The organism is Deltaproteobacteria bacterium RBG_16_64_85 (genome assembly GCA_001798885.1).
Lineage (GTDB): Bacteria > Desulfobacterota > Deferrimicrobia > Deferrimicrobiales > Deferrimicrobiaceae > FEB-35.
The window spans coordinates 1-20818 of the sequence record MGQW01000069.1 but is presented as its reverse complement, the minus strand read 5'-3'; the positions used below and the strand labels follow the sequence as shown (position 1 = coordinate 20818).

At 63.3% G+C, this 20818-nt stretch carries 20 protein-coding genes and 2 pseudogenes; 12 read left to right on the top strand and 10 right to left on the bottom strand.

The window, feature by feature from the left end; translation table 11 throughout:
• The 3 genes from A2Z13_04025 to A2Z13_04015 all read right to left on the bottom strand — a co-directional run.
• Window positions 1–634 (bottom strand): c-type cytochrome biogenesis protein CcsB (locus A2Z13_04025; GenBank protein OGP77211.1); only part of this gene is annotated, 634 nt, incomplete at its 3' end.
• A complete protein-coding gene (locus A2Z13_04020) occupies window positions 631–1983 on the bottom strand; it encodes a hypothetical protein (GenBank protein ID OGP77213.1) in 1353 nt (450 codons plus the stop codon). The genes A2Z13_04020 and A2Z13_04025, both read right to left, overlap by 4 nt.
• Window positions 1984–2169: 186 nt before the next feature.
• Window positions 2170–2529: a hypothetical protein gene (locus A2Z13_04015; GenBank protein OGP77210.1), complete on the bottom strand. Its 360-nt coding sequence runs from the start codon at window positions 2527–2529 to the stop codon at window positions 2170–2172.
• A gap of 423 nt (window positions 2530–2952) precedes the next feature.
• Here A2Z13_04015 and A2Z13_04010 point away from each other — a divergent pair, with 423 nt between their 5' ends.
• The 7 genes from A2Z13_04010 (at window position 2953) to A2Z13_03980 (ending at window position 11787) form a co-directional block, all read left to right on the top strand.
• Window positions 2953–3189, top strand: a complete 237-nt coding sequence (locus tag A2Z13_04010; GenBank protein OGP77209.1) for a hypothetical protein — start codon at window positions 2953–2955, stop codon at window positions 3187–3189.
• A 2-nt stretch (window positions 3190–3191) separates the two neighbouring features.
• A complete protein-coding gene (locus A2Z13_04005; protein OGP77212.1) occupies window positions 3192–3992 on the top strand; it encodes a sulfate adenylyltransferase in 801 nt (266 codons plus the stop codon).
• Window positions 3992–5560 (top strand): elongation factor Tu, encoded by a 1569-nt coding sequence (locus A2Z13_04000; GenBank protein ID OGP77208.1) that lies wholly within the window; start codon window positions 3992–3994, stop codon window positions 5558–5560. Before A2Z13_04005 ends, A2Z13_04000 begins: the two co-directional genes overlap by 1 nt.
• The gene (locus A2Z13_03995; protein OGP77207.1) at window positions 5557–7269 is read left to right on the top strand and encodes a hypothetical protein; all 1713 of its coding nucleotides are present in this window, start codon (window positions 5557–5559) and stop codon (window positions 7267–7269) included. The genes A2Z13_04000 and A2Z13_03995 overlap by 4 nt, the downstream gene beginning before the upstream one ends.
• Before the next feature lie 77 nt (window positions 7270–7346).
• Complete coding sequence (locus tag A2Z13_03990; protein OGP77206.1) at window positions 7347–8720, top strand: Fis family transcriptional regulator; 1374 nt, start codon at window positions 7347–7349, stop codon at window positions 8718–8720.
• Between the two features lie 28 nt (window positions 8721–8748).
• Entirely contained in the window at window positions 8749–9867 is a 1119-nt protein-coding gene (locus A2Z13_03985; GenBank protein ID OGP77205.1) for a hypothetical protein, read from the top strand.
• Window positions 9868–9879: 12 nt separating this feature from the next.
• Entirely contained in the window at window positions 9880–11787 is a 1908-nt protein-coding gene (locus tag A2Z13_03980; GenBank protein OGP77204.1) for an iron/manganese transporter, read from the top strand.
• A 140-nt stretch (window positions 11788–11927) separates the two neighbouring features.
• Here the strand turns inward: A2Z13_03980 and A2Z13_03975 are convergent, their stop codons facing one another.
• From A2Z13_03975 to A2Z13_03955, 5 genes and pseudogenes are all read right to left on the bottom strand, one after another.
• On the bottom strand, window positions 11928–12182 hold the full coding sequence (locus A2Z13_03975; protein ID OGP77203.1) for a hypothetical protein: 255 nt from the start codon (window positions 12180–12182) through the stop codon (window positions 11928–11930).
• 229 nt (window positions 12183–12411) lie between these two features.
• Window positions 12412–13394 (bottom strand): annotated as a pseudogene (locus A2Z13_03970) (hypothetical protein).
• Window positions 13387–13608: a hypothetical protein gene (locus tag A2Z13_03965; GenBank protein ID OGP77202.1), complete on the bottom strand. Its 222-nt coding sequence runs from the start codon at window positions 13606–13608 to the stop codon at window positions 13387–13389. Before A2Z13_03965 ends, A2Z13_03970 begins: the two are co-directional and overlap by 8 nt.
• Before the next feature lie 72 nt (window positions 13609–13680).
• Window positions 13681–14160, bottom strand: coding sequence for a hypothetical protein (locus A2Z13_03960; GenBank protein ID OGP77201.1), 480 nt, complete (start codon window positions 14158–14160; stop codon window positions 13681–13683).
• Window positions 14161–14195: 35 nt separating this feature from the next.
• Window positions 14196–14456: a hypothetical protein gene (locus A2Z13_03955; GenBank protein OGP77200.1), complete on the bottom strand. Its 261-nt coding sequence runs from the start codon at window positions 14454–14456 to the stop codon at window positions 14196–14198.
• Between the two features lie 893 nt (window positions 14457–15349).
• Here A2Z13_03955 and A2Z13_03950 point away from each other — a divergent pair.
• Genes A2Z13_03950 through A2Z13_03935 form a run of 4 tightly spaced genes read left to right on the top strand, consistent with a single transcriptional unit; the run spans window position 15350 to window position 19017 of the window.
• Entirely contained in the window at window positions 15350–16786 is a 1437-nt protein-coding gene (locus A2Z13_03950; protein ID OGP77199.1) for an RND transporter, read from the top strand.
• Between the two features lie 23 nt (window positions 16787–16809).
• The gene (locus tag A2Z13_03945) at window positions 16810–18132 is read left to right on the top strand and encodes a copper oxidase (protein ID OGP77198.1); all 1323 of its coding nucleotides are present in this window, start codon (window positions 16810–16812) and stop codon (window positions 18130–18132) included.
• A complete protein-coding gene (locus A2Z13_03940) occupies window positions 18129–18632 on the top strand; it encodes a hypothetical protein (protein OGP77197.1) in 504 nt (167 codons plus the stop codon). The genes A2Z13_03945 and A2Z13_03940 overlap by 4 nt, the downstream gene beginning before the upstream one ends.
• Before the next feature lie 40 nt (window positions 18633–18672).
• On the top strand, window positions 18673–19017 hold the full coding sequence (locus A2Z13_03935; GenBank protein ID OGP77196.1) for a hypothetical protein: 345 nt from the start codon (window positions 18673–18675) through the stop codon (window positions 19015–19017).
• Window positions 19018–19295: 278 nt separating this feature from the next.
• On the opposite strand, the gene A2Z13_03930 is transcribed toward A2Z13_03935, so the two are convergent.
• Window positions 19296–19811, bottom strand: coding sequence for a hypothetical protein (locus tag A2Z13_03930; protein ID OGP77195.1), 516 nt, complete (start codon window positions 19809–19811; stop codon window positions 19296–19298).
• Window positions 19812–20169: 358 nt separating this feature from the next.
• Here A2Z13_03930 and A2Z13_03925 point away from each other — a divergent pair, with 358 nt between their 5' ends.
• Window positions 20170–20613, top strand: coding sequence for a hypothetical protein (locus tag A2Z13_03925; GenBank protein OGP77194.1), 444 nt, complete (start codon window positions 20170–20172; stop codon window positions 20611–20613).
• Here the strand turns inward: A2Z13_03925 and A2Z13_03920 are convergent.
• Window positions 20610–20818, bottom strand: a pseudogene (locus tag A2Z13_03920) (hypothetical protein). The gene A2Z13_03925 and the pseudogene A2Z13_03920 overlap by 4 nt on opposite strands.

The window sequence follows — 20818 nt, the reverse complement described above, 5'->3', positions numbered from 1 at the left end:
CGTAGTTCGCCCAAGCGGCCCCGGTGATGATCCCTGCGGTCAGGAACGGGAATCCCCAGATGATCGACTTGTACACCAGGTCGTCCAGGGTCTTGGTGGAAGGAAAGCACCCGATCACTCCCTTCTCCGTTTTCGCCTCCTCCTGACGGGCCTTGAGGAAGTACATCACGGCGACACCGGCGGATACGGCGAACGCCGCGTACCCGACGAAGCAGGTGATCACGTGGGCGTGGAGCCAGTAGGACTGGAGGGCCGGGACCAGCGGCTGGATGCTGCTCTCGTTCGTGAAGGCGAACAGCATGGTCAGGAACGCGATCGGGATCACGAAGGCGCCGAAAGTGCGGTTCTTGTACTTCCACTCGACGAAGAGGTAAAAGAGGTTGACCGACCAGGCGAAGAAGACCAGGGACTCGTACAGGTTCGTGACCGGGATCCGGCCGATCCCCATTTGATATGACTCGGCCCATCGAACGCCCAGGGCAACGGTGGAAATGACCGCCGCGGCCACGCAGATCCACGTCCCGATGCGGGCCAGGGTTTCCTTCTTTCCGTACATGGCGGCGATATAAGTTCCTGACGCTCCGCCGAACAGAAGCGTCGTCAGATCGAAGAGCTGAACGTTGAGCGTATTCATGCGGGGTTCTCCTTTTCCGTCTTGGTGAGATCGTTCCTTACTTCGGCCAGGATGGAGGCGAAGGTCTTCTCGAGGGCAGGACGGTTCCGATTGGCACTCCCGGCCGCCGCGACCTCCACCTTCCCGTGGGGGCCTGGGGACAGGCGAATCCAGACCCGCCTGTGAGAGACAAAGAAGGAGATCATCATCCCCGCCGTCAGCAGCAGGCACCCCAGCCACACCACGTTCACCCCGGGGTCCTTGGCGACCTGGAGGCCGGTATACATCTTTGCGGTCAATCCTCCGAATGAGAACACCAGCGAATCCTTGCGCCGGTGGTCCAGGTCCGATCGTCCCTGGAGGATCCAGAGGTTGGAGGCCGGCCGGCCGGGCTTCTCGATGACCAACTGCAGGGCAGGACCATTCCCCTGGAAATCCTGCTCGTAATTCACCCCGCGGACGACGCCGTATCCGTCGATCCTGACGGGTTCGTTCGGGCGGAGGGAAAGGCTGCCCAGCGGGGTACCGTCCTGTCGGCTGACTGCCACCTGCGCCGTTGCGCCGCCTTCCTGTCCATAACTGGACTGGTAGAACCAGACTCCCTTGTAGACGAGCGGATCGTTGACCGTGATCGTCTTGCGCAAGACCTCGCGGCTGTTTTCGATGACACTCAAGTCCGAGGCGTATTTTTTGGGCTGTCCACTCGGATAGGTCTCCACCCAAAACCGGTTGTTCCGCACGGAGAAGGGAAGGTTGACGTGCTCCTCACCCCCCCGTGCGTCCAAATGGGATGCTTCCTTTCCATCGGGGATATTCACGTACGATTTGAACCCGAAGACGTTCCCGATGATCGCCCCGATGAAGACGATGACGATGCCGGCATGGGTGGCGTAAGCGCCGAATCCGGAGTAAACGCCCTTCTCCGCGTAAAGATGTACCACCCCATCCGCTTCGGTGACCTTGGGAGCCGCGAACAGACGGGCGATGGCGGCTTTGCAAACTTCCGCCCGGCGCGGAATATCGCCCTTGATCTGCCACCGCTCCGACTGGGGAAGAGATTTTTCCATCGCGTCGTCGAGGGTCAACTTCGGCTTGCGGACCGTCCGGATCGCCCGGGGAAGGCGATCCATCGTGCAACAGGTGAGGTTCAAGGTGAAGAGGCAGAGCAGGAGAAGAAACCACCAGGAGTGGTACATGTCGAACAGGTTGATCCGATCCATCAGGTTGTACGCCCAGTCCTCGTATACCTGGCGGTATTTTTCCGGGGGTTGGTTTTGCTGGATGACCGTACCCAGGATGGAAGTGACGGCCAGCAGGATGAGGTTCCAGATCGCTAGCTTTTTCGAAATCAGAAAATTCCAGATTCGGATCGCTACCGGCTTTGTCTGCTCCCGCTCGATGGCTCCGGAAGCAGAGATGCGCTCGGCACGAACGTCCGATGCGGTTTCCATGGGGACTCCTTCCGTGGCTGAAGCACGAAAAATGGTTACGTCAAACGTTGAGGTACGCGCCGGTTCCTGCAGGAGCCGGCGGACAAGGAACGGAAAAGAGCGGGATTAAACGATCGGGGGCCTGAGAAGGGAGAAGGACGGGGACTCGTAATGCGAAACGGACTCGGGGACATCAAGGCGCCGGGCTCGGTCATCCGGAGAGACCGATACGCGGGATGTCTCGATGCCGGGGGCGAGGCAGAACGGGCAGGAGACGAAATGGGAGCAGTCCGTGGATTGCGAATCCGGGCAGGAGCAAGGCTCGTTTCCGCCTTCCGTCGAGCAATGGGGGGGGGTAGCCTCCCAGGATGCGAAGTCCCATGAGGCTGTCGCGTCGTTCACGCAACCCTTGCAAACCATCGCTTCGGCAAGCGGGGCAACGAACGCAAGCAATACCAAAACGAAAGCGGGAAGCGCGATTTTCATAAGGGTTTTCTTGAGTAGCATGAACCGCATTATACTTGGGACATGCCGGATTGGCAATCAACGATACGCGCATCAACGATACGCGCGTGCACCCCGTCCGCGTGCACGCCGTTCCTGCCGTGATCTCATTCGGCGGCGCGGGCGAGCATTACCCGGATCTCCATGACCCGGCGCAGCCCCGCGTAGTTCGTCACAAATGCATCCGCCCGCTGATGAACGGCAGTGGCGACCTGGATGGCGTCCGGCGTGAGCAGCCCGTATCAGGCAGGCAGGTCGAAGTAATCTATTAATTATATGGGATTTATATAATAATACTTGACATCCTGCCGTCCATCCATATTATCCTATATAATCTATTTTTTATATAGGGTTATATTGGATACCCACAAGCGCACGTTTTTCAAAACGATCAGTTGGCGGGTAGTGGCGACTTTCACTACCGCCGGGGTCACCTTCCTCCTGACGGGACGCCTGGATTTCGCGATCTCCGTGGGGTTAGCCGACTCGATATTGAAGTTCTTTATCTATTACTTCCATGAGCGGCTGTGGTCCCGAACCCGTTTCGGCCAGATCCGAAAGCCGGAATATGAAATCAGCCGGGAAGACATCGTGCCGGTCGCCATGGCGGCGGCGTCAGCGGAAAGAAATGGAGCGAAGTGACCGTGGATCCTCTCGACGCACTGGAAAATCAAAGCATCTACATCTTCCGGGAGGCGTACCGGAAGTTCAAGGACCTGGCGATGCTCTGGTCGATCGGGAAGGACTCGACGACCCTTCTGTGGCTCGCCCGCAAGGCGTTCTTCGGCCGGGTGCCCTTCCCCCTCGTCCACATCGACACGAACTACAAGGTTCCGCAGATGATCGAGTATCGCGACCGAATGGCCGCCGAGTGGGGGGTTACGCTCATCGTCGGGCAGAACAAGGAGGCCCTCTGCGAAGGGATGCACCCCTCCAAGGGGCGGTTCGTCTGCTGCAACGCCCTGAAGACCCAGGGCCTCCAGCAGATCCTCGACAAGTACGGGTTCAAGGGGATCTTCCTGGGGATCCGGCGGGACGAGGAAGGGTCGCGTGCCAAGGAGCGCGTCTTCTCCCCCCGGGACAAGAACTTCGAGTGGAACTACAAGGACCAGCCCCCGGAACTGTGGGACCAGTTCAACACCTCCTTCGGGCCGGAAACGCACGTCCGCATCCATCCGCTGCTCTCCTGGACGGAGCTGGACATCTGGGAGTACATCCGCAGGGAGCGGGTCCCGCTCTGCCCGCTCTACCTGTCGAAAGACGGAAAGCGGTTCCGGTCGCTGGGCTGCGTCCCATGCACCGATCCGATCGACTCGAACGCCGCCACCGTGGACGAGATCATCGAGGAGCTTAAAGCGACGACGGCTCCCGAGCGGTCCGGGCGCGCGCAGGACCAGGAGCAGGCGTACGCCATGCAGAAGCTGCGCTCCCTGGGGTACATGTGATGACTCTGAGCGATACGTTGCGCATCGTCATCGTGGGCCACGTGGACCACGGCAAGTCCACCCTGATCGGGCGGCTCTTCTACGACACGGGGTCGCTTCCCGTGGAGCGATACCGGGAGATCGAGCGGACCTGCCGGGAGCAGGGGCGGGAGTTCGAATTCGCGTACCTCATGGACGCCCTCCAGGAGGAGCGGGAGCAGAACATCACGATCGACACGGCGCAAAGCTTCTTCCGGACGGCGAAGCGCCCCTACATCATCATCGACGCTCCGGGCCACAAGGAGTTCCTGAAAAACATGGTCACCGGGGCGGCGGCGGCCGACGCGGCCATCCTGCTGGTGGACGGGGCCGAAGGGGTCCGGGAGCAGACCCGACGCCATGCCTATATCCTTTCGCTCCTGGGTCTGCGCCAGGTGGCGGTGGCGATCAACAAGATGGATATCGCCGGCTACCGGCGCGACCGGTTCCACGCGGTCGAGGAGGAGATCCGGCGGTTCCTTCATTCCGTCGGCATCGTCCCTTCCTACATCATCCCTATCTCCGCGCGGGAGGGGGACAATATCGCGTCCCCGTCTTCGAGGATGCCCTGGCACCAGGGTCCGACACTCCTGTCGGCCCTCGATTCCTTTTCGCCCGCCCGGGAGGTTTCCGGCCTTCCGCTGCGCTTTCCCGTCCAGGACGTCTACGTGTGGGACAGGAAGCGGATCTACGCGGGTCGGGTGGAGTCCGGCGCCGTTCGACCGGGGGACCGGGTCGTCTTTTCCCCGTCGGGCAAGTCCTCCCGGGTCCGGTCGGTCGAGAAGTGGAATCATCCGTCGATGTCCCTGGCATCGACCGGGGAGTGCGTCGGGATCGCGCTTGCCGACGAGCTGTTTGTGGAGCGGGGCGAAGTCATGGGAAGCGCGGACGACGACCCTCCCCGCAGCGGTCAGGAACTGTCCGCCAGCCTGTTCTGGCTCGGCAACGAACCGTTGCGCCTCAACGGACGATACGTCCTGAAGCTTGCCACCGCGGAAGCCGAGGTGACGCTCTCCGCCATCCCGGAGCGGCTCAACTCCTCCACGCTGGAGGTGATCGAACGCCACGCCGGGAGGGTGGAGAACCTGGAGGTGGCGAACGTGACGTTCACGCTGTCGCGTCCCCTCGCGGCGGACACCTTCGAGGAGAACCCGCGGCTGGGGCGGTTCGTCGTGGCGGTGGAGGGATTCGTGGCGGGGGGAGGGATCGTCCGGGAGGTGCGCACGGACGGCGTCGGGCCCCGGGCACGGGTGATCCGGCTCCATACACGGACGATGACCGAACCGGATGGAAATTTCGTCGACCTGTCGCAGGAAGCCGGCCCGGTGGAGTTCGACCTCTCATCCGGGTTCATCGACCGCCTGGGGAAGGGGGAACGGCTGGCGATCCGGCTCCGGACAGCCGACCAACTGGAGAAGGTCTCCCGCCTCGCCTTCGGGCACGACCTCGCCTTCGAGTTCCGGCGCGACGGGGAAGGTCCGAAGGTGGTCCTTTTCCGGGTTGCTCCCTCGCGCGTTCCCGTTCCCGAGGAAGCCGGACCGGTCATATGAGCCACGACTCTCCAGACCGGAGTGCCGGGACCGGGGAGAGCCGGGACGAAATCTCCCGGTTGTCGGAGGCGGTCTCCGATGTCCTCTCCGGCGCGGTGTCTCCGGAGGAATTCCGTCATCGTCGGGTGATCTATGGAATCTATCCCGTCCGCGGGACGAAGGATCGGTACCTGATCCGCGTCCGGATTCCCCTCGGCCGTCCCACGTCGGCCCACCTGCTCGCCTTGGCCGACGCGTCGGAGCGGTTCGCTCCGACGCGATCCGTACACCTGACGACCCGACAGGATGTCCACGTTTACGGGATCGAGATCATCCGGATACCGGAAGCGTTGACGTTCCTCGCCGACAGGGGGCTCACCACGCGGGAGGCGTGCGGCGATACCGTTCGCAACATCGTCGTATGCCCGTACGCCGGAATCGGACGCGACGAAATCTTCGACGTTGCCCCGTACGCGGAAGCGTTCGGCCGGTGGCTGCTGCGGAACCCGTTGGGGCAGCTGCTTCCCCGGAAGTTCAAAATCGCCTTCGAGGGATGTGCGCGGGAAGATCACGTAGGGCTTGGGATACACGACGTGGGCGCCCGGGCTGTGGCCGGCCCCGGCGGCCGTCCGGGATTCCGCATCACTCTGGCAGGGGGTTTGGGTGCGCTCCCCCGGACAGGGGTCGAACTGGAGCCGTTTACACCGGTATCCGCTCTCGCCCCGACAATCGAGGCCGTCCTGAGGTTGTTCGACCGCTTGGGAGACCGGCGGCAATGGGGCCGGGCGCGGCTGAAATTCGTCGCCGAGAGGATGGGTCCCGCATTTCGGGAAGCGGTTTTCGCCGAGCGCCGCGCGGTGATCGCCGCGATGTCCGGAGGGCGACTCATCCTGCCGGAGGCCAATGCCGTATCGGAAGGCTCTTCGGGGGATGCCGGGGACGGTTTTCCGGAATGGCCGGGCGCGCTGCGCCAGCGCCATCCGGGAAGGGTAGCGCTTCCCATACGGGTTCCCCTCGGCGACGTGACGGCGAGGCAGCTGCGGCAGCTTGCAGAGCTTGTCGAAGAGACGGCCGCGGAGATCCGGTTCACCCCCGCCCAGGGGATGGTCCTCGCCGACCTCCTTGAAGGACGGGTAGGGGAAGCCTCCAAGCGGTTGAGGCTGGCCGGATTTTCTCCTCCGTCATCGGTGCCCATGACGCGGTGTGCCGGGACCGACACCTGCACGGTGGGAACCACCCGGGTCCGGGCGCTTGCCGCTCTCCTCGATACCGAGCTGTCTGCCCTGCCGGCAGCGCCCGGCCCGAACGAGCCGGATATCACGGTCAAGATTTCCGGATGCGCCAACGGGTGCGGTCATCACCTGCTCGCCGACATCGGCCTGCAAGGCGTTGCGGGGAATGCGGGCGCCAGGCTGGCGCCGCTTTACACGCTCTTTCTCGGCGGAGGCATCCGGCAGGGAGGGAAGGTCCGACTGGGAGTGCCGGTCGGGCGCATCCCCGTGCGTCAGGTTCCGGAAGCGGTACGGGGCGCGATCCGGATCCTGCGGGCCGAAATGCGTGTCGGGGAGAGTCCGGGCGAGACGATTGAACGAATGGGGGTTGGGCCGTTCGCCGAGTACCTGAAGGAATTCATCGACCCGCCTGCGCAGGCCTTTATGGAAGAGGATTTTTTCGACTTGGGCCCGCGGGAGCTTTTCCCGCCGTCCCGCATGGGCCCAAAAGCCCCCTGATCCGGGTATAATCCGTAAAGACAAAACAGCCGCAAACAGGCAAACTGGTTGTGCATCATCAACGCGGCGGTGTCTCGATGGCGGGACGCATTCTCTTCATAGACGACGACCGGGCGGGCCGCGAGGTGGCCCTCTTCAACCTCCTCAAGGCGGGTTACGAGGTCACCGCCGCCTCCGACGGGCAGGAGGGGCTCGCCGCCTTCTCCCCGGAGAAATTCGATCTCGTCGTCACCGACGTCAAGATGCCCGGCATCTCCGGGATCGAGGTGCTCCGCCGGATCCGGTCGCAGGCGCCCGATGTCCCCGTGCTCGTCATCACCGCGTTCGGGAACGTGGAGACCGCGGTGGAGGCGATGAAGGAGGGGGCTTACGACTTCATCGGGAAACCGTTCCACCGCGACCAGCTCCTCCTTTCCGTGGGCAAGGCGTTCGAGCGGCGCCGCCTCGCCGCCGAGGTGCACGACCTGAGGATCCGCGCCGGCGGGGTGGAGCGGGAAATCGTCAGCGTCTCTCCCGCGATGAAGCAGGTCCTGCAGGTGGCGGACCGGGTGGCCGGGACCGACGCCACCGTCCTGATCACCGGGGAGAGCGGAACGGGGAAGGAAGCGGTCGCCCGACGGATCCATGTGCGCTCCCGGCGTGCGGAGGGCCCGTTCGTGGCGGTCAACTGCGCGGCGATCCCAGGGGAGCTCCTGGAATCCGAGCTGTTCGGCCACGCCCGCGGCGCGTTCACGGGGGCGGTGCGCGACCGGGCGGGCCGGTTCCGGCAGGCGGCCGGCGGGACGCTCTTCCTGGACGAGGTCGGGGAAATTCCGCTTCCCCTCCAGGCCAAGCTGCTTCGGGTTCTCCAGGAGCGGGCGGTGGACGTGGTGGGTGGGGATCGCCCCATCCCCGTCGACGCCCGCATCGTGGCTGCGACCAACCGGGACCTGCCGTCACTGCTCCGGGAGGGCACTTTCCGGGAGGACCTCTACTATCGGCTGAACGTGGTCGAGATCCGGGTCCCTCCCCTCCGCGAACGCCCGGAAGACATCCCGCCGTTGGTGGACTATTTCACGAAGGAGACAAGCGCGGATCGGGAGCTGACCGTCCCTCCCGCGGTGATCGAGGAGTTGAAAAGCCGCCCCTGGCCCGGAAACGTCCGGGAGCTTTCGAACGCCTGCGAACGGATGGCGATCCTCTGCAGAGGGAACGAGGTTTCGCCGGGGGATCTTCCCCCAGTGGCCTCGAAGGCGAGGGGAGCCGAAGCGGCGGGGGCCGAGGGGTCCGGGGAAGAGTGGCCTCCCTTGCCGCCCGAGGGGCTGTCGCTCGTGGACCTGGAAAAGAAGGTGATCGAGCGGGCGCTGCGGCTTAAGGGCGGAAACATCACGCAGACCGCCGCTTACCTGCGCATCCCGCGGCACGTCCTCGTCTACCGGATCGAAAAGTTCGGGATTCGCCGCGATGCCTGAGAATCCTCCCCGCGCCTTGTGGAAGAGCATGCTTTCCGATCTCCGTCCGGTCTTTTCGGCCCGGATGATCCTCACGGCCTGGGTCCCCTGCCTGGTCATCACGGCCCTCCACTACCGGACCCCGGCGCATCACGTCTGGGTCCACGACGTCCTGCGGCGGCTCTATTACCTGCCGATCCTGTTCGCCGCGTTCTCGGAAGGGGTGCGCGGCGGGATCTCCATATCGATGTTCGCCTCCCTCATCTACTTTCCCCACGCCTTCACCAGCCTGGTGTCGCGGGACCCCGCCGATGCGCTGGAGAAGGGTCTGGAGATCCTCCTCTACAACATCGTGGCGGTGGTCGCGGGGCTGCTCGTCGACCGGGAGCGCCGGGAGCGGGAGAAGCAGGAACGGCTCGCGAAGAAGCTCTCCGACGCGCTGGAGGAGCAGCGGCGGATTGAGTCGCAGCTGATCCGGGCGGGCCGCCTGGGGGCGCTGGGAGAGATGACGGCGGGGATCGCGCACGAGATCAAGAACCCCCTGCACGCCATGAAAGGGACGGCCGAGATCCTCCGGGACGTCGTCCCGCCGGAGGCGCCCGAGCGACGGATGCTCGATCTCCACATCGGTGAAATCGACCGGCTGGCGCAAGCCGCCGAGCGATTCCTGAAGTTCGCTCGGCCCGCGCCGGCCGACCGCCGCCCGCTCGACCTCCGGGAAATCGTCGGCCGGGTCGCCTCCCTGGTGGAGACGCAGGCCCGCAAAGAAGGCGTGGTCACGGTCGTGCTGCCTTACCCGGACCAGGACACACCGCGCGTGATGGGCGACGCGGGACAGTTGACCCAGCTCCTGCTGAACATCGCGATCAACGGCATCCAGGCGATGGCGCTGCGGGGCGGGGGCACGCTCACTTTCTCCCTCGGGTGGGAAGGACAGGGGGAGAAACGGAATTTCGTCGTCCGCGTGTCGAATACCGGCCCACCGATCCCGCAGGATCAGCTCGAGCGGATCTTCGACCCCTTCTTCACCACCAAGGACGGCGGGACGGGCCTGGGCCTTTCCATCGGCTCCCGCATCGCGGACCAGCACGACGGCGTTCTCTCGGTGCGCAACCTTCCGGACGGCAAAGGGGTCGAGTTCTCCCTCGGCCTTCCCGCGGGCGGATAAGCGGATAACGCGATGGCGGACGAGAAGTCCCTCTCCGAAGTCCACTCGACGGTGGGGATCCCGGAAAAGCGGGGTTTCTTCCGCCGCCTGGTGGCCTTCTCCGGCCCGGCTTACCTGATTTCCGTGGGGTACATGGATCCGGGCAACTGGGCGACCGACATCGCCGCCGGCTCCCGGTACGGCTATGCGCTGATGTGGGTCCTGCTCATGTCCAACGCCATGGCCGTGCTCCTGCAGAGCCTGTCCGCGAGGCTGGGGCTGGTGTACGGCCGCGACCTGGCCCAGGCCTGCCGGGACCGGTACCCGGCGCCCGTCAACTTCGCGTTGTGGATCCTGTGCGAGGTGGCTATCGGCGCCTGCGACCTGGCCGAGGTGCTCGGCTCGGCGATCGGGCTGCAGCTCCTGTTCGGCATCCCCCTGATCTACGGGGTCCTCGTCACCGCACTGGACACCTTCCTCATCCTCTTCCTGCACCAGGCGGGCATCCGGAAGATGGAGGCGTTCATCCTGGTTCTCGTGGGGACGATCGGGGCGTGCTTCCTCGTTGAAATCGCGATCTCCCGGCCCGACCTGCCGGGGATCGCCCGGGGTTTCGTCCCCATTCTTCCGGACGCCGATGCGCTCTATTTCGCCATCGGCATCCTGGGCGCCACCGTGATGCCCCACAACCTGTACCTTCACTCCGCGTTGGTCCAGTCGCGCAGGGTCGTCAAGACGGCCCGGGGGATCCACCAGTCGCTCAAATTCAACCTGATCGATTCGGTCTTCGCGCTCAACATGGCGCTCTTCATCAACGCCGCCATCCTCGTCATGGCCGCCGCGGTCTTCCACCGGTCGGGGTACTTCGACGTGGCCGAGATCCAGGACGCGCACCGCCTGCTCGCCCCCCTGGTGGGGACCACGTTGGCGCCGTTCCTCTTCGCCCTCGCGCTGATCTGTTCCGGCCAAAGCTCCACCATCACCGGGACGCTCGCCGGCCAGATCGTGATGGAGGGGTTCGTCAACATCCGGCTGCGGCCGTGGCTGCGGCGGATCGTGACCCGCTCGGTGGCCATCGTCCCGGCTGTGGCGACCATCCTGTTGCGAGGGGAAGGGGCGACGGGTGAACTGCTCGTGTTGAGCCAGGTGGTCTTGAGCCTGCAACTCTCCTTCGCGGTCATCCCTCTCATTCACATGGTGAGCGACAGGGCACTGATGGGCGCCTTCGCCATCCGGACATGGGTGAAGACCCTGGCATGGATTACGGCGGGGATCATCGCGGCTCTCAACATCAAGCTCGTGGCGGGGGAGGTCGCGGGATGGCTGGGAAAGGAGGGCGCGGCCGGCTTGGCGGCGCGGTTCGTGGCTCTCCCCGTGGCCGCCGCCGTCGGGTTGCTTCTCCTCTACGTCCTCGCGGAGCCTTTCCTGTTCCGCCGGGGATGGAAGCGCAGGCCGGCGGACGTCCACCGCGACCCCGAGCCGGAGGTCGGAGAGCCTTCGCGGGCGTTCCGCAAGATCGCCGCGGCGCTGGACTTCGGTCCGGCGGACGCGGAGGTGCTCTCCCGGGCCGCCGGACTAGCGTCGTCCGCCCGCTGCCCCCTCCTGCTCCTGCACTGCGTCGAGAGCGCGGGGGCGAAGGCGCTGGGCAGGGAAGCGGGCGACACGGAGAGCCAGGAAGACCTGCTGCGCCTGAAACGGTACGCCGTGGCGCTGGGCAAATACGACGTCGAGGTAGAGACAGAGCTCGGCTTCGGGCACCCCGTCCAGGTCATCCCGGAGATCATCGGCCGGCACGGCGTGGAGCTTCTCGTCGTCGGCGCCCACGGGCATAAGGGGTTCTCCGACTGGTTCTACGGTTCGACCATCGACGAGCTGCGGCACCGCCTGAACATTTCCGTCCTCGTCGTCGGCCGGGAGGGTCCGAAAACGTCCGGCGAGTAAAAGTCTGCGGGGGAAATCCTGAAGAAATTCCGGAATTGAAGGGCCCGCCTCGAACACGACTACACGACTGTAACCCGACAAACAAAGGAGGAGCCGCCTCCGGCGGCACCTCCTTCCGGTACGCTCCCCGCGTCGGGGCTTCAAGGAGTATCTACGCCGATCCGATAGGTGACCCCCCCGATTTCGATCGTGGGCATCTTCGCGTCAGAAGACGATTGGACCGCAAAAGCACCACTCTCGGAAGGGAGGCTCCCCGTCTCCAGCGCCACCTGGTACTCCAGGGTCCCGTACTCCGGCGCTTTCACCTCCTGCTTCTCCGCCGCGAGCGAAACACCGCTCCATACCATGAATGCCAACACCGCCGCAACCGCCGCCATTCCTGCAAGTTTCTTCATCGTTTGGACCTCCTCTTCCCCATGAATTGGTTTTATGGTTTCCTCGCCGGCTGGAAAATATTGACTGCACGGGGCGTGCCAACAAATAAATTTCATGTTTTCAACGCATTATCCAAGCCGGCCGGAGGGGGGAACCCCGTCGCCGGAGAAATTTCTCGAAGAGGGAAGAGATTATTCTTCACTCATCATGGCGCGATGGTGAAACCGCTCGGAATGCTCCTGCGCGGGGTTATCCTTCCCGCAGGGCCACGCCGTTGCTTGACGCAACCTCCGACCATTCCGCGAAGGGGATCCGAAGGAAAGCGCCGACTACGGCGGGATCGAAGTGCCTCCCGCTTTCCTTCGCTATGAAATTCCTCGCCTCCGACTAGGAGATGGAACTTCGGTAAGGTCGAGCCGTCGGAAGCGCATCGAAGACGTCCGCCACCGCGAAGATTCTCGCTCCGAGCGGGATGGCCTGCCCGGAAAGCCCCGCCGGACAGCCGACCCCGTCGAATTTTTCATGATGGAAGAGCACGATCTCTCGCGCGCTCTCGAGGAAACGGATCTCCCCGATGAGCGATGCGCCGAGTTCCGGGTGCCGCCGGATCTCCCTTGCTTCCGCTTCCGACAGGCTGTCCGTCTTGAGCAGGACGCTGTCGCGGATCCCGATTTTGCCGACGTCGTGGAGCAGGGCCCCCATGCCATTGCTCACTAAAGCCTTCTCACCTCTGATCCCCATTCGCCACGCGAGCAGAGGCGTGTACTCCCGGAAGCGCCGGGAGTGAAGCGCGGTCTCATGCTCGCGAAGGTCAAGGGAGGCGACAAGCGCCGCGAGGGTTTCCTCGTTCGCCAACCTTGTTTCCTCAAGTGCGCGCCTTTCCCGTTGGAAGAGAAGCGATGAGACCACCGCTATCAACCAGAAGCTGACGATCTCCCCGAGTTGGTCGGCCTGCCGCATCGGGTTTCCGCTCCAGTCCCTCAGGATATGGATGAAAAACAGGGAGCTCACTGCGAAGGCGGTAACCGTCATTCCCCGCACTCCAAAAAATGCGACGGCCATCAGGATGGGGATGTAATAAAGCTTCTGAGAGACAAGATGAAGCCAGTGCCACGCGTGAGCCCGGCAGGGGTCAGGAAGTGGAGAAAGGACACGGCCGTCGTGGCAGCGGCGACAAGCAGTATCTTCACCCGGTCAAACCCGTGAGGCGATCGACACGATGCCTCAGGCAAATCCCGCCTCCCGGATCTCACGCGAATTTTTCGGGGGATCGAGGACAATGTTGATCGCATCCGACGGCCCGCGCGCGAAAAGCCTCCGAGACTCCACGAGCAGGCTCATCAGGTTTTTTCCTCTCTCCCTCCCCCTTCGCTCCAGGATGCAACCGACAGCCTCCTTCTTCCCCGTGACGTAATCCACGCGATAGATCGTGTATCCCCTCTTCATCTCCCCCTCCTCTCCTATGGGAGAGCAAGGCCGCATCATGCGGCCCTACGTCTTAAGACCAATTGGACATTCTTACCGGATCGCGTGGGCGAATGTCGTCGTTCCCTTGGCGCCCCCCGCTTCAACGTCGACGGTGAACCGATATTCGCCGGGCCGATTCAAGGCGATGTCGGCGCCGAAGTGCCCGTCCATGCGAGTCAGGTTTTTCGTAACCGTTTTCCCATCCGGACCGGTAACCGTCACGGTTCCCCTTCCGTCCTGAATAAGAACCGGAGTCTTGGGCCTGAGCTGCGCCACATAGAAGGCGAAATGCCAGGTCTCGGGGGTAACGCTAAAAGTCTTCCCTCCCGCCCTTGCCTCCTCCGCCTGAGCCTTGGGGTCCACCAGTCTCGCCTCGGAAAGCCACGGTCCCGTCCTGCCGTCGAAAATCTTCTCCCCCATCCAGGCGGCAAACCTGTTTGTCTTCGCGTCGGCTTTCGACACACCGATGGCGACTGCCAGTAGGAGACCCATTAGCGCCATTCCCGTCCTTGCCGTTTTTTCCAAGGCCATGCTCTCCTTTCCCGTCCTCTCTCAAGACCAGGTTCTCACACCGCAATCTGCTCCATCCAGGGCCGCCGCGCCTCACGGCTGTCGATGGCGATGTGGATGGCGTCCTCCAGGCCTGTGCCGTAAATCATCCGCGCGAGCCTGAGAAGGCCAAGCAGGTTCCCGTCCCGATCCTTCTTTCTCCGTTCCTCGACCCCGCCTATCGGAACCTTTGTCTTCTTCACGTAATCCACCCGGTACACCGTGACGATCCTCATGGCGCCTCCTTCTTCAATGTGTCTTCCCGCCTCGGGCGGCATCCTCGTCCTTTTCCTCTGCACCAGGCGTGCCAGTAGGGTGCGCAATGGTTATTGATTAAATATCAGATGGTTGCGGGGACATCATCCGCAGGGAAGGAGAGCGGCGGGACGAGAGAGAAGAATAGTCTTGAAGAACCCGAAGGCTATTGTTCAGGCTGGCGACCCACCTAGGACAGGCATCGCCGACGGGGAATCCTGAAGGTTTGCGCCTCATTCCTCAACTGCTCGTCCGCAGAAAAGTCTCGACCTGTCGAAGGATATTCTGCGAAGTCTGTGGAGTCCGGCAGCCTCTTGATCCTCGCCGTATATATAACAATTTGTTTTTATTGAAAATAACGATCTATACGCTCATGGCATGTCGGTTGCGCGAACAGATGCCGGCGGGCGCGGGAATGACAACTATCCATGCGTACGCCCGGAGGGCGGCCCCTTTTGTGGTTCCGGAAAACAGATGAGGCAACAATGCATCTTATATGCGTCTTGGGGTTCGGCACGATGGTGATCAACCTCTCGTTCCCGGATCGGAGGGAGAAATTATCAAACACTTGCTTGCGATGGTCCTGGTTCTCGCAGTCGCATGGATCGGGATCGCGGTCGCCCGAGCCGACACGCGCCAGGACCCGTCCGATCCCTCGGTGCCTGGCCCGGCCTTCCGATACGAGTCGGCCTTCGAAAGTTATCAACCCTTTCAGGGTCGGAAGCCGGTATCGTGGAAAGACGCCAATGAAGAGATGGGACGATTGGGAGGCCACGCGGGCCACGCAAGTCCCGCCGCTCCCTCGCAAGGCGCAGATCGACAGCCGACAATCCCTCCGCCACCTGCACCGGGCGGCAAGGCGGATTCTGCGCCCTCCGGCCATGGCATGGATCACAAGGAGTAACGGAGAAATGCCGTGACGACGGATTCCGCTCCGGCAGCCGGCAAGGCCAAGGTGCTCGTCGCCGTGTTCGCCGTCATGGCCCTGGGCGGTTGCGCGACCTTTTCCAAGGACGGGGGTTTCGGCGAGGTGGAGCGCGTCGCAAGGGATCGCCTGAACAAGGATGTGAGGTGGCAGCGTGACGATGGCGATCGCGAGAGCATCCAGGCTGCCGTGAAACAGCTTCTCGCTTCGCCGCTGTCCGCCGCCGACGCCGTGCAGATCGCACTTCTCAACAATCGCGGCTTGCAGGCGTCCTATGCCGAGCTCGGCATCGCGGAGGCCGATCTCGTTCAGGCGGGCCGGATGACGAACCCGCACTTCGCATATCTCAGGACGCGGCAAGGTGACGAGCGCAAGCTCGAATGGGCGCTGACCTTCCCGATTATCGATCTCGTGACCATCCCGTTGCGGACCAGGATCGAGGGCCGCCGATTCGAGCAGGTAAAGCTCGCCGTGGCCGGGCAAATGCTCGACATCGCCACCGAGACCCGCAAGTCCTGGTTCCGGGCGGTCGCAGCCGACGAATTCGCCCGTTACCGTGACCAGGTGAAGACGGCGGCCGAGGCGAGCGCGGAGCTCTCCCGACGCATGGCGAAGGTGGGGAACGTCAACTGGCTCGATCAGATGCGCGAGCAGGTGTTCTATGCGGAGGCGGTGGCGCAGCTTGCGCAGGCAAGGCATGCCGCGACCGCCGAGCGTGAGCGGCTGACACGGCTCATGGGGCTCCACGGGGAGGACATCCGGTTCCAACTGCCGGAGCGCCTGCCGGAGCTGCCCGCGGCCAAGCCTGAGCTCCGGGACCTGGAAGCGCGGGCCATCGCGCAACGTGTGGACGTTCTTGCGGCCAAGCGCGACACCGAGAGCCTGGCCGAGTCGCTCGGCCTCACCCGGGCCACGCGCTTCATCAACGTACTTGAGCTCGGGCCCGCGGCGACGAAGGAGGACCCCGAGCCGTGGAAGCGCGGCTTCGAAGTGAGTCTGCAGCTCCCGATCTTCGACTGGGGGCGCGCGCGTGTGGCCAAGGCCGAGGCGATCTACATGCAGGCGCTGCACCGCGTCGCCGAGACGGTGGTGAACGCCCGCTCGGAAGTGCGCGAGGCCTACTCGGCATACCACACGGCGTATGACACCGCGAAGCACTACCGCGACGAGATCGTGCCTCTGCGGAAGAGGATCGCGGAGGAGAACCTGCTCCGCTTCAACGGCATGCTGATCAGCGTCTTCGAGCTGCTCGCCGATGCACGCGAGCAGGTGGCGTCGGTCACCGCATATGTTGGGACGCTGCGGGATTTCTGGCTCACGGAGAATGATCTGCAGGCGTCGCTCTATGGCACGGCGACGGGTCGGCGGGCCGCTGCGCCGAGGGCTCCCGGCGGCATGACTCCCAATCCGGCGCTGGCCGGGCATTGAGGGTCTTAAGAAAGGACTTCCCCATGATGACGCGCCGACAATTCCTCGGAGGATCGGGCGCCGCGCTGCTGGGTGCGGCGCTGGTGAGCAAGGGGCGGGCGACCTCGCTGCCGGAGGCGCCGGTTCAGAGCAAAGCCACGACACAGCCGCCCTTGGTCCCGCCCAGCGGTCGACCGTACCAGGCGGTAGTCACGCTGAACGGCTGGACCCTGCCTTGGCGAATGAAGGACGGCTGGAAGGAGTTCCACCTCATCGCCGAGCCGGTCCGGCGCGAGATTGCACCCGGCATGACGGCCAACCTCTGGGGATACAACGGCCAGAGCCCGGGCCCGACGATCGAGTGCGTCGAGGGCGACAAGGTGCGCATCTTCGTCACCAACAGGCTGCCCGAGCACACATCGATCCACTGGCACGGGGTCCTGGTTCCCAACGGCATGGACGGCGTCGGCGGTCTCAACCAGCCGCATATCCCCGCGGGCAAGACCTACGTCTACGAGTTCGCCATGCAGCACTCCGGCACGTTCATGTACCACCCGCATGCCGACGAGATGGTGCAGATGGCGATGGGCATGATGGGTTCCATCGTCGTGCATCCGAGGGATCCGAACCGGTATCGCGTCGATCGCGATTTCGTCTTCCTCATCAACGCCTTCGACATCGACCCCGGCAGCTATACGCCGAAGGTCAACACGATGCTCGACTTCAACCTGTGGTGCTGGAACAGCCGCGTTTTTCCGGGCATCGATCCCCTCGTCGTGCGCAAGGGGGACCGCGTCCGGATCCGCATGGGGAACCTCACGATGACGAACCATCCGATCCACATCCACGGGCACAACTTCTCCGTGACGTGCACCGACGGCGGCTGGGTGCGGAAAAGCGCCCGTTGGCCCGAGACGACCGTTGATATGCCGATCGGCGCGCTGCGCGCGATCGAGTTCGTGGCGGACGCGCCGGGCGACTGGGCATTTCACTGCCACAAGTCCCACCACGTGATGAACGCCATGGGGCACAACGTCCCGACGATGATCGGCGTCGATCACCGGGGCCTCGTCGAAAAAATCAACAAGCTCGTCCCGGAGTACATGGTGATGGGGGAGCGGGGCATGGCCGACATGGGCGAGATGGAAATGCCGCTGCCCGACAACACGCTGCCGATGATGACCGGCCAGGGCCCGTTCGGCCCGCTCGAAATGGGCGGCATGTTTACCGTCGTAAAGATAAGGGAAGGACTGGCCCGCGGCGACTACAAGGATCCGGGCTGGTACAGGCACCCGAAGGGCAGCGTAGCCTTCGAATGGAAGGGGACCCTTCCGGAATCCGGAAAGCTCGAAGGGGAAAAAGAATGAAACCATTGATCATCGCCGCCGCATTCGCGTTCGGCCTCGGCTCTGCCGGTGCGTTCGCCAATGACGACGGCCAGAGCGGAAAAACGGCGGAGGTGCGCCAGAAGCAGGAGTCGAAGGGGCACGGCGCGGAATTTGGCAAACCCGGCGACGCGAGGAAGGTGTCGCGCACCATCGATGTCGGGATGGGAGACGACATGCGTTTTAAGCCGGCGAACATCAACGTGAAGCGAGGCGAAACGATCCGATTTGTGGTGAAGAACAACGGACGCCTCAAGCACGAAATGGTGCTCGGCAGCATGAACGAGCTCAAGGAGCACGCGGCGCTCATGCGCAAGTTCCCCGAGATGGAGCATGACGATCCGAATGCCGTGTCCGTCGACCCGGGCAAGACCGGGACGCTGATCTGGCATTTCACCAAGACCGGTACGTTCGATTTCGCCTGCCTGCAGCCCGGCCATTTCGAGGGGGGCATGGTCGGCAAGATTTGGGTCGGCCACTGACGCAGAGGCGGACCTTACGGGAACACGGGGGAACAAAACCATGCGATCCCATCTGCTTGCCTTGACCATGGCAGCCGGACTGCTGTTTCCGTCCGGCGGCTTCGCCGCCGCCGATAATGCGGCGCAGCCGGCGACCGAAACGAAGTCCACCGAAAGCGGGCAGGCCATGACCGCGGGGGTGGTGAAGAAAGTCGACAAGGCTGCCGGCAAGGTTACCATCAGCCACGAGCCCATCGAGAAGCTGGGAATGCCGAAGATGACCATGGTCTACCGGGTCAAGGATCCGTCCATGCTCGACCGGTTGAAGGAAGGCGACAGGATTCGTTTCGTCGTGGAAAAGGTGAACGGTTTGTTTACCGTGATGGAGTTCGAGACGGCGAATTAGGGGCTGCCTAACCGCCGGCTTCCGGTTGACGGTTTCTGGGCCAAAGCGTCGCGATAAAGGGGACACGGAGGAAGCTCCACGCCAGGAGCCTGCCAGCAACACCTCGGCCTGTCATGCCGCCGGTTGTCACAATGCTTTCCCCCCCCCGCCGTCCTCTTCGTCGGTCCAACGGAGAGCTTGGCTCGGACCGCTCTTCGACCCGGCCTATCGGAACTTTTGTTTTTTTCACGTAATCCACCCGGTAGACCGTGACGGTCTTCATCTTTCCTCCTTTAATCTTATTCCTCTTCAGCCTGCAACTGAACCGCATTCGTCGCAGAGGGACCCGATTCCATCCGGAGGGAGCCTCCTTGCGCGGGAAAGATGCATACGATGCCCCGCTCGACCTCGCTTACGGGAACCTTGAGGGCCTCCGCTTCATCGGCCAGGCACCTCTTATCGAGGGCCTTCTCGACGGCCAGCAGGAGATGGTCCCTTCCGAAGGGCTTCACGATGAAGTAGCAAGCTCCCTCCCTCATCGCCTCCATGGCCGTTTCCATATCGCCGAAGGCCGTTATGACGATGACCGGCAGGTCGGGAGCCATTTTGCGAATCCGGCGCAGCAGCTCGATCCCGGAGAGTCCCGGCATCCTGACGTCTGTAATGACGAGGTCGAAATCTCCTCGGAAGAAGAGGGAGAGCGCCTCCGAGCCGCTTTCGGCCGAAACCGTCTCGTATCCCGCCCTCAACAGATTGAACAGGGCCACCTCGCGCACCGATGTGTCATCATCGACCAGCAGGATTTTGGCCGCCATAATTTTCTCGCCTAAGGCACGGCGGCCACACTCCGTGCACCGATCCACGTCGCCGCCATGACACCCGCCACTGTCACGATTGCTTCCGTCATCGCTCATCCACCCTCGAGTTTTCCTGCCTTGGACGGCAGTCTTGTCCAATCCCGGAAGCACTTAACGTGCCATAAGGCCGTTCAATGGTTCATGCTTTACTATCAGCCAGTTGAGGGGATGCCATTCGGAAGGAAGGGGAGCGGCAGGAAGGAAAGTGGAGAATAGCCTTGAAGAACCTCAGGCTATTCTTTAGCAGGTTGGCCCGAGCAGCAATGTATGTATATAGTTGTTCCAAACCCTTCTCCCTGGAAAAAGGAGGTTGCCCATGGATCTCCGGCGTCTCTTCCTGGTCGCGGCCTGGTGTGTCGCATGCCTTATCCTCCCGCTCTCCCTGTCGGCCCATGGCCCCTCGGAACATCACAAGGAGGCCGCGGCGCACGACGAGGAAGCCATGAGGACCCAGCACGAGAGGATGGGAAACTTCCGGGAGGCCATGCAAAACCTTTCGGAAGCCATCGTCTTAAGCAACGTCAAGATTGCCAGAGAAAGCGCTGAGCAGCTGGCATCGTCGATCAGGGGGCACGAGAAGGATGCCCCCCACAAGAACCTGGCGAAGGCGAAGGAGTTCCACGGATTATACGTGGAAATGGAGAAGAGGGCGAAGGGCCTCCAGGCGACCCTCCAGGCCGGCGATCTGTCCAAGGCAGGCATCGCCTACGGGAGGATCCTGGAGGTTTGCGCCACCTGCCACAGGAAGTTCAGGGATTAAGGAGATCCGCGTCGGAACGGCGGCGGCGGCCTGCCGGAGCGTTGCTCCGTTTCGCTCCGCTTAAGCCTCTCCATGAGCTCCTTGCGGATGTCGATCATCATGTTCATGCTGCCCTCGATGTAACGTTCGGTGGCGACGGTATCGAGAGTTTTCAGCGTTTCGACCACCGCCTCGATCCGCCGGGCATCCTCCCGAATGGCCTCGA